Source organism: Nocardioides palaemonis (assembly GCF_018275325.1).
In the GTDB taxonomy this organism is placed as follows: Bacteria; Actinomycetota; Actinomycetes; order Propionibacteriales; family Nocardioidaceae; genus Nocardioides; species Nocardioides palaemonis.
On sequence record NZ_JAGVQR010000001.1, the window covers coordinates 1498336 to 1510289 of the forward strand.

The window sequence follows — 11954 nt, forward strand, 5'->3', positions numbered from 1 at the left end:
TCAGCCCTTCCTCATGCGGAGCCGGCCGCCCTTGCGGCCGGTGTCGGCGGCGGCCACGTCGGCCGACGCGTGCGCGGTCGCCAGCGTGCCGGCGAAAGCGACGAGCGCCTTGCTGTTCGGGTTGCCGGGGAAGGCGGTGACGAGGGCCTCCCCGCGGTTGACGGCCGCGAGCACCTCACGGCTCGAGACCATCGTGGCGTCTGCCTTGACCCCGAGCGTCGACTCGTACTCGGCCTGCGTGAGGCCCACCTTGGCGTCGGCCCGGTTCAGCACGAAGCGCCACGAGCTGCGCGAGAAGTTCAGCAGGTCGAGCGTGCTGGCGGCGAGCTTGAGGCCCTTGAGGGCCGGGATGTCCAGCGTGCCGACCAGGATGATCGAGTCCGAGCGGTCCAGCGCGGCGAGCGCCTGGTCGTCGAACACGCCCGAGGTGTCGACCACGACGTACTCGAACAGCGCCTTGAGGCCGTCGAGCATCTGGCCGATCTCCTCACCGGACGCCTGGTCCGGCGAGTCGAGCGTCACGGGCGCGGCGACCACGGACAGCCGGTCCGAGTGCGAGGTGAGCAGGGACTCGACGGCCCCCTGGTCGATCCCGCCGCGGAAGGCAACGAGGTCGTTGACGTTCCGGCTGGGCGACAGCTGGAGCATGATGGCGACGTCGCCGCTGTTGACGTCGAGGTCGACCAGGCAGACCCGGTGGCCCTTCTGCGACAGCGCGACGGCGGTGTTGACGGCGACCAGGCTCTTGCCGACCCCGCCCTTGGTGGAGAAGACGGTGAACAGCTGACCGGTCGGCGCCGCGGCGGCGGCCCGCTCGGCCTCGGCCTCGGCCACGAGGCGCGCCTTCGCCTCCTCGGCGGCCGCCTGCACCTCGCCGAGCATGGTCTGGCCGATGGCGCTGGCCACGGACCGGGCGCGCTGGACGGCGGTGGTGATGCCGGCGAGGTCCTTGCTCTGGACGACCTCGCGCATGCCGCTGCGCAGCGCCATGGCCAGCGCGTTCGCGTCGACGGTGTCACGCAGCAGGATCACGCCGAGGTCGGGGCGGTTGACGCGCGCCCACTCGGCGAACTCGGTGGCCTCGCCCGTGGTGATGCCGGGGCCGATGACGACCGCGAACTCGTGCGTCGCGCCCTGGACGTGGGAGTGCAGGTCGGCCACGCTGGCGACCGCGGTGGACCCGTGCAGCATCGCCTGCAGGATGGACCGCTGGCCGGCGTCGGTCTCCAGGATGGTGGTCATCGCGATCAGCCCGCGATCGCCGGGAGGCCGGGGACGACGATGGGAGCGTCCACGCCCTTCTCGTCGTTCACCGTGGTCTTCTCGCTCAGCAGCGCGAAGTTGAGGTCGCCGAAGCGGTCGGCCCAGATGAGCTTCTCGGTCTCCTTCTGGCTGAGCGCGAGGGTGAGGATCGTCTTGGGCACCTCCTCGATGGTCTGCGCGCCGGTCTGGTCGGTCACGGTCCGCGACGTGGTCGTCGTCTGGCCGACACCGATCACCGTCACGCGGGTGAGCAGCACCCGGGTGTAGGACTTCGGGTCGCTCACCGTGACGAACACCGCCACCTCGGAGCCGGGGTTGACGAAGCCGGCGACGCGCTCGGGGTCGGTCAGCTCGACCGACATCGCGAGCTTGTCGTCGGGGATGACCAGGCTCTGGGTGTCGCCGACGCTGCCGAACTTGTCGGCGATCAGCTGCTCGCCCGGGTAGATGTTCCCGGTCGCGACGAGCCCGGTGATGCTGGTGGAGGAGGAGAGGAAGCCCGGGACGAGGTCCTCGCGGCGCACCTGCTTCTTCTCGAACTTGCCGGACTCCTCGGCGGCGGCGACGGTCTCGCCGGCGCTGACGACGTCCTTGGCGACCAGGACCTCGACGAGCTCCTGGCCCTGGGTGGCCCGGTTGTCGATGCCCTGGACGTAGAGCACGATGAGCATCGTGCCGACGAGGGCCGTGACGATGGCCAGGGCGAGGATTACGGAACGACGCGCCATCAGGCATTCCTTCGAGGTCAGTTCCACGGGGGGTGGAAACGCTCAACAACGTGCCGGGTGGTGTGCCGACCGTCGAAGGTGGGGAGGTGCCGTCACCGTTCGGGGGTCCCGGAGGGCCCCGACGTCCCTCCGTGCACGGATGACCATAGGACCGGGTCAGAGGCGCGGAGGGCTAAGCCGCACAAACCACCCGAAGGTGGTCCGGGCATGGCCCGAAAGGACTAGTCCCGACTAGTCATGGTCTAGCCCGAGACCGGGGCCGGTGGGTCGGGATCAGGAGAGGTAGAGCGCCTCGATGTCGGCGCGCGCCTCGCGGACCACGACGTTGCGCTTGAGCTTGAGGCTCGGGGTGAGCTGCCCGCCCTCCTCGGTCCACTCGCCCTCGAGGATCGTGAACTTGCGGATCGACTCGGCCTTCGAGACCGCCTTGTTCGCCTCGTCGACCGCGTCCTGCACGGCGGCCACCACGTCGGGGTCGTCGACCAGGTCGGCGATCGTGCCGGTCTTGCCGTGCTGCTCCGCCCACGCGGGGAACGTCTCGCGGTCGAGGGTGACGAGGGCTCCGATGAACGGCTGCCCGTCGCCGACGACCAGGCACTGGTCGACGAGCGCGTGGGCGCGCAGCCGGTCCTCGAGCACGGCCGGCGCGACGTTCTTGCCGCCTGCGGTCACGAGGATCTCCTTCTTGCGGCCGGTGATCCGGACGAAGCCCTCGTCGTCGACCTCGCCGACGTCGCCGGTGTGGAACCAGCCGTCGGCGTCGATCGCCTCGTGGGTGGCGGCGTCGTTGCCCCAGTAGCCGGTGAAGACCTGGCCGCCGCGGAAGAGCAGCTCGCCGTCGTCGCCGACGCGGACGGCCGTGCCGGGGATCGGGCGGCCGACGGTGCCGATCTTCTGCGCGCCGGGGAGGTTGACCGCGAGCGCGGCGGTCGTCTCGGTGAGGCCGTAGCCCTCGAGCACGCTGAGGCCGATGCCGCGGTAGAAGTGACCCAGCCGGTCACCCAGCGGGGCGCCGCCCGACACCGCGTGGGCGCAGCGGCCACCGAGCGCCTGGCGCAGCTTGCCGTAGACGAGGCGGTCGAAGAGTGCGTGCTGCGCGCGCAGCCGCAGTGGGACCCGCGGGCCGTCCAGCGCGCGGGACCACGCGATCGCGACGTCGGCGGCGCGGTCGAAGATCGCTCCGCGACCGTCGGCGGTCGCCCGTTGCGAGGCGCTGTTGAAGACCTTCTCGAACACGCGGGGCACGGCGAGGATGAAGGTCGGACGGAACTCGCCGAGGTCGGTGACGAGGTTCTTGATGTCGGCGCTGTGGCCCAGCCGGGTGCGGCTCTTGACCGCGCCGATCTGGATGATCCGGGCGAAGACGTGCGCCAGGGGGAGGAACAGGAGGGTGGAGGAGTCCTCGGTGTCGAACAGGTCGGACAGCTCGTCGACGGCGACGCCCAGCTCGAACATGAAGTTGCCGTGGGTGAGCATGCAGCCCTTGGGTCGGCCGGTCGTCCCGCTGGTGTAGATCAGCGTCGCGAGGTCGTCGGGGGTGGCGGCGGTGCGCCGCTCCTCCAGGGCCTCGTCGGTGATGTCCGAGCCGAGGCGCCGGAGCACGTCGACGGCGTTGTCCTGGATCGACCACACGTGCTGCAGCTCCGGCATGTCGCCGGCCTCGCGGGCCTCGCGCACCCGGGCGAGGTGGTCGGGACCCTCGGCGACGACGGCACGCGCGCCGGAGTCGGAGAGGATCCAGCCGATCTGCTCCGCCGACGAGGTCTCGTAGATCGGCACGCCCACGGCACCCGCGAACCAGGTCGCGTAGTCGAGCAGGGTCCACTCGTAGCGGGTCTTGGACAGCAGTGCGACCCGGTCGCCGACCTCGACGCCGGCGGCGACGAGGCCCTTGGCGACCGCGCGCACCTCGTCGTGGAACTCGGCGGCGGTCACGTCGGTCCACTCCGCGCCCGAGCGCCGGCTGAACACGACGGCGTCGGGTGCCTGCGTGGCGTTGGCGACGACGTCGTCGGTGAGGTTCCCGGTGGTCGGGACGGAGATGGAGAGCGCCGCTGCGAACTCACGCACGGGGGAACCTCCCGGATCGGTGACGATGTGCGTAGCGCAGGCTATCGCCGCCTGTCGGGGCGACTGTGCGCCGGGAGGGGCCGCGCCCGTGGGCTAGGCTCCGGCCATGGCCGAACAGACCTCCTCGTCGATCACCATCGACGCCCCTCCGGCCGACGTCATGGCCGTCATCGCCGACTTCGAGTCCTACCCGGAGTGGGCCAAGGGCGTGCAGGTCGCGGAGGTCGTCGCCCCCGGCACGGCGGGTCGCGCCGACCAGGTCCACTTCGCCCTCGACGTCTCGCCGATCAAGGACGAGTACACCCTCGCCTACGACTGGCACGGCGACCGCGAGGTCACCTGGTCGCTGGTCGAGGGCAACATGCTGAAGATGCTCGACGGTGCCTACACCCTCGCGGACCGCGGCGACGGGTCGACCGAGGTGACCTACCGCCTCGCGCTCGACGTGAGCATCCCGCTGATCGGGATGCTCAAGCGCAAGGGCGAGAAGATCCTCATCGACACCGCGCTGAAGGGGCTCAAGAAGCGCGTCGAGTCGCTCTGACGGTCACGGTCCCGGTGCGGATCCTCCTCTTCACCGGCAAGGGCGGCGTCGGCAAGTCCACCCTGGCCGCGGCCGTCGCGTGCGCCAGCGCGGAGGCCGGCCGCCGGACCCTGGTGATGTCCACCGACGCGGCGCACTCGCTGGCCGACGCCCTCGACGCGCCCTCCGGCAGCGACCCGGTCGAGGTGGCGCCGCTGCTGTGGCTCCAGCACGTCGACGCGCAGCGGCGCTTCGAGCAGTCGTGGGGCGACGTCCAGCGCTACCTCCTGGACGTGATGGACGTCGCCGGCGTGGACCCGGTGGCCGCGGAGGAGCTCACGGTCCTCCCGGGCGCCGAGGAGGTGCTCGCGCTGCTGGAGGTGCGCGCGCAGGCCCGGTCGGGGGAGTGGGACGTGATCGTGGTCGACTGCGCGCCGACCGCCGAGACGCTGCGCCTGCTCGCCCTGCCGGAGGCCCTCGGGTGGTACGTCGACCGGGTGCTGCCCGTGGAGCGGCGCGTGGTGCGGGCCCTCAAGCCGGTCCTCAGCCGGGCCGCCGGGGTGCCGATGCCGGGCGACCCCGTCTTCGACGCCGTCCAGCGGCTGCACGCCGAGCTCGACGACGCCCGCGCCGTGCTGACCGGGCCCGGCGCCTCCGTCCGCCTGGTCCTCACCCCGGAGTCGGTCGTGCTCGCCGAGGCCCGGCGCGCCTACACCCACCTGTCCCTCTTCGGCTACGCCGTCGACGCCGCGGTGGTCAACCGCGTCTTCCCCGTCGACGGTGCGGACGAGTGGCGTACGACGTGGGTGGCGGCCCAGCGCCGCGTCCTCGCCGACGCCGCGGACTCCTTCGCCGGGCTCGACCTGCGCACGTCGGTCTACCGGGCGGTGGAGCCGGTCGGGCGGGCCGAGCTGCTCGCGCTGGCGCGCGACGTCTACGGCGACGCGGACCCGCTCGCCGGAGCCGGCGGTGCCCCGGTGATGTCCGTGCGCGAGGGCGCCGGGGGCCGGGTCCTGGCCCTCCCGGTGCCGCTGGCCGCCCAGGACGACGTCCGGCTCGCGCGCCGGGGGGACGAGCTGGTCGTCTCGGTCGCGTCGTATCGTCGCCTCCTGACGTTGCCCCCCGGGCTGGCGCGGCACCGGGTGGCGGGGGCGCGGGTGCGCGACGGGGAGCTCCAGGTCAGGTTCCTCGCTCCCGATCCCCGACCCGACAGACCCGACCGGCAGGAGACGACGTGAGCGAGGCGGGCGACGCCCACGAGGTGGGCTCCCTCGGCGAGGAGGCGGCCAAGCTGCTCGGGGCGCTGTCCGGGTGGGCGCGCGAGCACGCCGACGAGGCAGGCGAGGGCCTGGCCGGTCTGGCCGCGCAGGCGGTCGCGTCGGCTCGCGACCTCGACGAGCACCTGGCGACCGGGGCCGCGGAGTGCACCGTGTGCCCGGTCTGCCGCACCGTCCACGCGGTCCGCCAGCTCGGCCCCGAGGTCACCGGTCACCTGGCGGCGGCCGTCACCTCCCTGGCCCACGCCGCGAGCGCCCTGGTGGCCGCCCACGACACCGCGGGCGCCGCCGGCCGGAGCCGCGCCGGGCGCGACGACGTCGAGCACATCGACCTCGACGACCCCGACGGCACCGACGCCTGGCCGGCGGACGAGTGAGCCTGCCTGCCGCCGGCGTCGTGGTCGGTGTCGACATCGGGGGCACCAAGGTCCTGGCCGGCGTGGTCGAGCCCGATGGCCGGGTCGGCGCGACGGCGCGGCGTACCACCCCGGGCCGCCGGGTACGGACCGGCGAGGTCGAGGACGCGCTCGTGGCGGCCGTCCTCGACGCGACGGCCGACCGGCCGCTGGCCGCGGTCGGCGTGGCGGCCGCGGGCTTCGTCGACTCGGCGGGGGAGCGGGTCATGTTCGCCCCGCACCTGCCGTGGCAGGGCGAGCCCCTGCGCGACCTGCTGGAGCAGCGGCTGGGCTGCCCGGTCGCGCTCGACAATGACGCCAACTGCGCGGCCCGCGCGGAGGCGCACCACGGCGTGGCACGGGGGGCGTCGTCGGCCCTGATGATCACCATGGGCACCGGCATCGGTGGCGCGCTGCTGCTCGACGGCCGGGTGCTGCGCGGCGCGAACGGCATGGCGGGCGAGTTCGGCCACATGCAGGTCGTGCCGGAGGGTCGCTCCTGCGAGTGCGGCCGGCAGGGCTGCTGGGAGCAGTACTCCTCGGGCAACGCACTCGTGCGCGACGCCCGGGCGCTGATGGCCGAGCAGCCGTCGGTCCTCGCCGAGATGGCCGGCGTCCCCGAGGCGGTCACCGGCCCGATGGTGACCGCCGCGGCCGAGCAGGGCGACCTGGTCGCGCGTCGCGCGTTCGCGTCGGTCGGCGACTGGCTGGGCGTCGGCACCGCCAACCTGGTCGCCGCCCTCGACCCGGAGCTGGTGGTGGTCGGCGGCGGGGTGTCCGCGGCGGGGGACAGGCTGCTCGAGCCCGCCCGCGCGGCGCTGCGGCGCTCGCTGGTCGGGGGGAGCCACCGCACGGTCCCCGAGCTGGTGGCCGGGAGCCTCGGACCTCGGTCCGGGATGGTCGGTGCGGCGCTGCTCGCCGCTCAGGCCCTGCGGTAGTCCGGCACCAGCTCGAGCGCGAGCTGCTCGAGGAACAGCCCGACGTCGGTCACGATGCCGCGCCCGTGGCTCGACCCGCGGTCGGTCAGCTTGGTGACCGTGGCGGGGTTGATGTCGACGCACACCAGCGGGACGCTCGCCGGCAGGATGTTGCCGGTCGCGACCGAGTGGAGCTGGGTGGCCATCATCAGGCAGTAGCCGACGTCCTGGATCCGCGCACGCATCGCGCGCTGGCCCTCGAGCACGTCGGTGTGGACGTCCGGCAGGGGGCCGTCGTCGCGGACCGAGCCCACGAGGACGAAGTCCTTCCCGTGGGTGACCAGGGCGTGCATGATCCCGCTCGTCACGGTCCCGTCGGCGACCGCCCGGGCGATCGATCCCGCCTTGCGGACGGTGTTGAGCGCGCGGACGTGGTGCTCGTGGCCGTGCTCCACACCCTGCGACATGGTCAGGTCGACCCCCAGGCTGGTGCCGTAGATGGCCGACTCGATGTCGTGGGTGGCCAGCGCGTTGCCGGCGAACAGGGTGTCGACGAACCCGGCGCCGATGAGGGCCACGAGCGCCGGCACGGCACCCGTGTGCACCACGCCGGGCCCGGCGACCCAGAGCAGCCGCTTGCCGTCGGCACGGGTGCGGCGCATGCCGTCGGCCACCTGGCGCACGAGCACGGCCTGGGGCTTGTCGAGGACGTCGTCGTCGGCGCCGGCCGTGGGATCCAGCGCGCCGCCGGCCTCGGGCGTGGCGACCTGGATGCCCGAGGCACCCACCACCACCTCCATGCCGGCGCGGACGTCGGCCATCGGCAGGGTGCGTATGCGCACGGTGCCGTCGGCGGCGCGGAGCACCACGAGCCCGCAGTCCATCTCGGGGTTCTCCACCATGCGCCAGGCGCCGTCGAGGTGCACGCGGGTGTCGAGGTTGGTGGTGGAGTAGAAGCCGTCGGGCAGCACGCCGTCGCGCTCCGCGGGCGCGGTGGCGGCCTCGCCGGGGGAGAGCGGGTTCACGCCGCGCGTCTGCAGCCGCATCAGCAGTCGCTGGAGGGACGCGTCGTCCTCGGCCTGGACGGTGATCCGCGCGCGGCTGGGGTCGTCGGCCTCGTGGCCCACGTCGAACCGGTCGATGACGTAGTCGCCGCCGTAGTCACGGATGTCGTCGAGGATCCGCGACAGGATCCCGCTGTCCATCAGGTGTCCGGTGACCTCAACGGTCTCGCTCGTCCCCACCGGCGAGACCCTAGTTGGTCGATCGAACTCGCGTACGCGGGACACGAAGGATGGTTGACTCCTCGCCATGCCCGACCACGCCGCACCGCGCGACGACCTGTCCCCGGCGACGTCGCGGGTCGCGCTGCCGCGGGCCGCGGCAGCCGTCCTGGCCGCGACGTGCACCCTCCAGTACTCGTCGGTGCGGCCGACGGTCGTGATGCCCCTCGTCCTGCTGGTGCTGGTCGTGACCTGCCTGGGCTCCCTCGTCGGACGGCGCGGCGCCGAGCCGGTCCGCGAGGGCCTGGTCGTCGCGGTGGTGGCCGTCATCAGCGCCCTGGGCATCGGCGGGAACGCCTACCTGGCGGCGGACTCGGGAGTGCCGCCGTGGGCCGGCGCGGTCCTCGCCGCCCTCATGCTCGGTGCTGCGGCGCTGGCGGTGTGGGGCGGCCCGGCGTGGCGACGACGCGGCCTGTGGGTGCTGCTGGCGTCCTTCGCGGTGCTCGCCGGCGCCCGCATCCTGCTGGCCGAGGTGGAGATCGACGTCGCCGGGTTCCTGCGCGGTGGCCTCGACGCGTTCCTGCACGGCACGTCCCCCTACGCGATCACCATCGACAACCCCTACGGCCCGGTCGAGACCAACCTGTTCTACGGCCCGGGCGTGGTGCGCGACGGCGTCGTCCAGTACGGCTTCCCGTACCTGCCGGCGCCGCTGCTGCTCGACGTCCCGGCCCACCTCCTCCTCGGCGACCCGCGGTGGATGCACCTCGCGTGCCTGCTCCTCGCGGCGGCGGTCGCCTGGCACCTGGCCACCGACGTGCTCGGCCGGGTCACGGCCCTGGTGCTGGTGTGCGGCAGCACGTCGTCGACCGTGGTGATCGGCTACTGGGTCGAGCCGGTGATGATCGGGCTGCTCGCGCTGAGCGTGGTCGGCATCCGGTCCGGCCGGTCGTGGACGGCCGTGCCGCTCGGCCTGCTCTTCGCCTCGAAGCAGTACGCCGTGTCGTACCTGCCCGCGCTGCTCAGCGTGGCTCGGTCGGCCGGGTGGCGGACGGTGTTCCTGGCCGCCGCGATCGGGTCCGCGGTGCTCGTGCCGTTCGTGGTCTGGGACCTCCACGCCTTCGTCCGCTCGGCGGTCGAGCTCCAGTTCCGCCAGCCCTTCCGCGACGACGCGGTCTCGCTGCTGCCCGCACTCAAGCAGGCCCTCGGCGGGCTGCCCGAATGGGTGCTGTCGCTGTCACCAGTGCTCGGCCTGCTCACGTCCGCGGTCGTCGCGTGGCGCACCCGGCCCGGCGCCACGGCGGTGTCGGTCGGCATCGCGCTGAGCCTGCTGGTGACGGTGCTGACGTCGAAGTTCGGGTTCATGAACTACTACGCGTTCATCAGCGCCGCGTTCGTCCTCGCGGCGGTCTCGTGGTCCACCGACGACCCGGTGCTCGCCGCGACCGGCCCGGCGCACGACGGCGCTCAGACCCGGGAGCCGTCGTCCCAGGGGTCGCGCGGCGAGCGAGGCATCTCCCGCACGAGGTAGCCGAAGCCGCCCACGAACCAGGCCAGCAGCGCCCACCCGACGAGCGGGTTGACGTAGATCGAGAACAGGCCGATCACGAGGGCCAGCAGCGGTGCCACGAACACGCCGGACCAGGCCACCCCGCGCTGCCAGGTGCGGGGGCGGGGGAGCGGGGGCGCGGGAGGCGGGCGGAACCGGTCCACCTCGGCGACCTCGTGGAGGTCGTCGTGGGTGTCGTCCAGGTCGTCCGCCGGCGCCTCGGCGTGGTGGTCATCCGCGTCGTCCACGGGCTCCACGGCACGCTCCGGCGCAGGTCGCCGCGCGTCCTCGTCGGGCAGCACCGCCCGCTCGCCGTAGTTCTCGACGATCTCGCGCCACGCCTGCTCGGTGCGGCTGTCGTCGCCCGGGGTCGTCACGTGCGCCACGGTACCCGTGGACCCCTCGGATGCGGCAGACTCCCCGTCGTGAGGATCCCGTTCCGAGGCGCCCCGGAGGCGCCGCTCGACCCTGCCCTCGTCGCGCCGATGTCGGTGCCGGCCCGACCCGAGCTCACCGGCGGGCGCCGGGTCGGCGTGCTGGTCCAGCACGGCTTCACCGGCAACCCGTTCTCGGTGCGGCCGTGGGCCGAGGACCTGGCAGCTCGCGGCTACGCGGTCGAGATGCCGCTGCTGCCCGGCCACGGCACCCGCTGGCAGGACCTCAACCGGGTGGGGTGGGCCGACTGGGTCGCCACGGTGGAGGGGGCCTACGACAGGCTCGCGGCCGAGAACGACGCGGTGGTGGCCGTCGGGCTGTCGATGGGCGGCGCGCTGTGCCTGCGCCTCGCGGCCGACAAGGGCGACGGCCTGGCCGGCATCTGCCTGGTCAACCCCGCTGTCGACACCCTCCGCAAGGACGTCAAGGCGCTGCCGGTCCTCAAGCACGTCGTCCCGGCGTTCCCCGGCATCGCCAACGACATCAAGAAGCCCGGCGCCGACGAGCACGGCTACCCGATGACCCCGCTCAAGGCGGCCGCGTCGATGTTCGCCGGCTACGCCGAGCTGCGCCGCGACCTGCCGCGCATCACCGTCCCGGTGCTGTTCTTCCGCTCCGCGGAGGACCACGTCGTCGACATCTCCTCGTCGCGGGCGCTCAACGCCGGCCTGTCCTCGAAGGACTTCGAGGAGCGCGTCCTCGAGGACAGCTATCACGTCGCGACCCTCGACAACGACGCCCCGCGGATCTTCGCGGAGTCGGCGGACTTCATCGCGCGCGTTACGGCCGAGCGGAGCTAGAGTCGACCCGTGCTCTATTGGTTCCTGAAGTGGATCGCCCTCGGGCCCGTGCTGCGACTCGTCTTCCGGCCCAAGGCCTACGGGGTCGAGCACGTGCCGGCCGACGGACCGGCGATCCTGGCGAGCAACCACCTGTCCTACGCCGACTGGCTGTTCATGCCGCTCACCCTCAACCGGCGCGTCACCTTCGTCGCCAAGGCGGAGTACTTCACCACCCCCGGCGTCAAGGGCTGGTTCCAGAAGAAGTTCTTCACCGGCGCCGGGCAGGTGCCGATCGACCGCTCCGGGGCCAACGCGGCCGAGGGCGCGATGAAGTCGGCCATGAAGATCCTGGCCGAGGGCGACCTGTTCGGCATCTACCCCGAGGGGACCCGCTCGCACGACGGCCGGCTCTACCGCGGGAAGACCGGCGTCGCCCGCCTCGCGCTCGAGTCCGGCGCGCCGGTCATCCCGTGCGCCGTGGTCGGGACCGACGTGGTCGCTCCGACCGGCAAGGTCTACGGCACGTGGACGCGGCCGGTCGTGCGGTTCGGCAAGCCGCTCGACTTCTCCCGGTACGCCGGGATGGAGAACGACCGCTACATCCTGCGCTCGATCACCGACGAGATCATGTACGAGATCATGCGGCTCTCGGAGCAGGAGTACGTCGACCTCTACGCCACCAAGGCCAAGGAGCTCGCCAAGGAGCAGGCCAGGGAGCAGGCCAAGGAGCAGGCCAAGGAGCCGGAGCAGCCGAAGCAGAAGGCGTCCTGAGCACCCCGACGTCGTCGGCCG

12 protein-coding genes are annotated in these 11954 nt (G+C 72.9%); 7 read left to right on the forward strand and 5 right to left on the reverse strand.

The features are described from left to right. From KDN32_RS07315 to KDN32_RS07325, 3 genes are all read right to left on the reverse strand, one after another. Positions 1-1242, reverse strand: coding sequence for a CpaE/TadZ family protein (locus KDN32_RS07315; protein ID WP_211731373.1), 1242 nt, complete (start codon positions 1240-1242; stop codon positions 1-3). 5 nt (positions 1243-1247) lie between these two features. Next, positions 1248-1991: a Flp pilus assembly protein CpaB gene (gene cpaB / locus KDN32_RS07320; RefSeq protein WP_211731374.1), complete on the reverse strand. Its 744-nt coding sequence runs from the start codon at positions 1989-1991 to the stop codon at positions 1248-1250. 273 nt (positions 1992-2264) lie between these two features. Continuing rightward, positions 2265-4061: an AMP-dependent synthetase/ligase gene (locus KDN32_RS07325; RefSeq protein ID WP_211731375.1), complete on the reverse strand. Its 1797-nt coding sequence runs from the start codon at positions 4059-4061 to the stop codon at positions 2265-2267. Positions 4062-4167: 106 nt separating this feature from the next. Between KDN32_RS07325 and KDN32_RS07330 the strand changes: the two genes are divergently transcribed. From KDN32_RS07330 to KDN32_RS07345, 4 genes are read left to right on the forward strand one after another with little or no spacing between them, the layout of a single operon-like run. Beyond that, positions 4168-4605 carry an SRPBCC family protein gene (locus KDN32_RS07330; protein ID WP_211731376.1) on the forward strand — a complete coding sequence of 146 codons (438 nt, stop codon included), beginning with the start codon at positions 4168-4170 and terminating at the stop codon, positions 4603-4605. A gap of 14 nt (positions 4606-4619) precedes the next feature. Next, a complete protein-coding gene (locus KDN32_RS07335) occupies positions 4620-5822 on the forward strand; it encodes an ArsA family ATPase (protein WP_211731377.1) in 1203 nt (400 codons plus the stop codon). Beyond that, positions 5819-6238: a hypothetical protein gene (locus KDN32_RS07340; protein ID WP_211731378.1), complete on the forward strand. Its 420-nt coding sequence runs from the start codon at positions 5819-5821 to the stop codon at positions 6236-6238. Before KDN32_RS07335 ends, KDN32_RS07340 begins: the two co-directional genes overlap by 4 nt. Continuing rightward, positions 6235-7194, forward strand: a complete 960-nt coding sequence (locus KDN32_RS07345; protein WP_211731379.1) for an ROK family protein — start codon at positions 6235-6237, stop codon at positions 7192-7194. Before KDN32_RS07340 ends, KDN32_RS07345 begins: the two co-directional genes overlap by 4 nt. On the opposite strand, the gene KDN32_RS07350 is transcribed toward KDN32_RS07345, so the two are convergent. Next, entirely contained in the window at positions 7179-8417 is a 1239-nt protein-coding gene (locus tag KDN32_RS07350; RefSeq protein WP_211731380.1) for an ornithine cyclodeaminase, nickel-pincer nucleotide-dependent, read from the reverse strand. The two genes, KDN32_RS07345 and KDN32_RS07350, sit on opposite strands and share 16 nt — an antisense overlap. Positions 8418-8484: 67 nt before the next feature. Here KDN32_RS07350 and KDN32_RS07355 point away from each other — a divergent pair, with 67 nt between their 5' ends. After that, the gene (locus KDN32_RS07355) at positions 8485-9927 is read left to right on the forward strand and encodes a hypothetical protein (RefSeq protein WP_211731381.1); all 1443 of its coding nucleotides are present in this window, start codon (positions 8485-8487) and stop codon (positions 9925-9927) included. Here the strand turns inward: KDN32_RS07355 and KDN32_RS07360 are convergent. Beyond that, positions 9864-10322, reverse strand: a complete 459-nt coding sequence (locus KDN32_RS07360) for a hypothetical protein (RefSeq protein WP_211731382.1) — start codon at positions 10320-10322, stop codon at positions 9864-9866. The two genes, KDN32_RS07355 and KDN32_RS07360, sit on opposite strands and share 64 nt — an antisense overlap. Before the next feature lie 48 nt (positions 10323-10370). Here KDN32_RS07360 and KDN32_RS07365 point away from each other — a divergent pair, with 48 nt between their 5' ends. Together KDN32_RS07365 and KDN32_RS07370 are read left to right on the forward strand one after the other, a co-directional pair. Further along, the gene (locus tag KDN32_RS07365; RefSeq protein ID WP_307853813.1) at positions 10371-11180 is read left to right on the forward strand and encodes an alpha/beta hydrolase; all 810 of its coding nucleotides are present in this window, start codon (positions 10371-10373) and stop codon (positions 11178-11180) included. Positions 11181-11189: 9 nt separating this feature from the next. Then, on the forward strand, positions 11190-11933 hold the full coding sequence (locus KDN32_RS07370) for a lysophospholipid acyltransferase family protein (RefSeq protein ID WP_211731383.1): 744 nt from the start codon (positions 11190-11192) through the stop codon (positions 11931-11933). Positions 11934-11954: the final 21 nt, after the last annotated feature.

What these genes read in the sequence shown, in the direction of transcription:
- KDN32_RS07315 (WP_211731373.1), bottom strand. Translation starts at nt 1,242, where the DNA reads ATGACCACCATCCTGGAGACCGACGCCGGCCAGCGGTCCATCCTGCAG.
- cpaB (WP_211731374.1), bottom strand. Translation starts at nt 1,991, where the DNA reads ATGGCGCGTCGTTCCGTAATCCTCGCCCTGGCCATCGTCACGGCCCTC.
- KDN32_RS07330 (WP_211731376.1), top strand. Translation starts at nt 4,168, where the DNA reads ATGGCCGAACAGACCTCCTCGTCGATCACCATCGACGCCCCTCCGGCC.
- KDN32_RS07355 (WP_211731381.1), top strand. Translation starts at nt 8,485, where the DNA reads ATGCCCGACCACGCCGCACCGCGCGACGACCTGTCCCCGGCGACGTCG.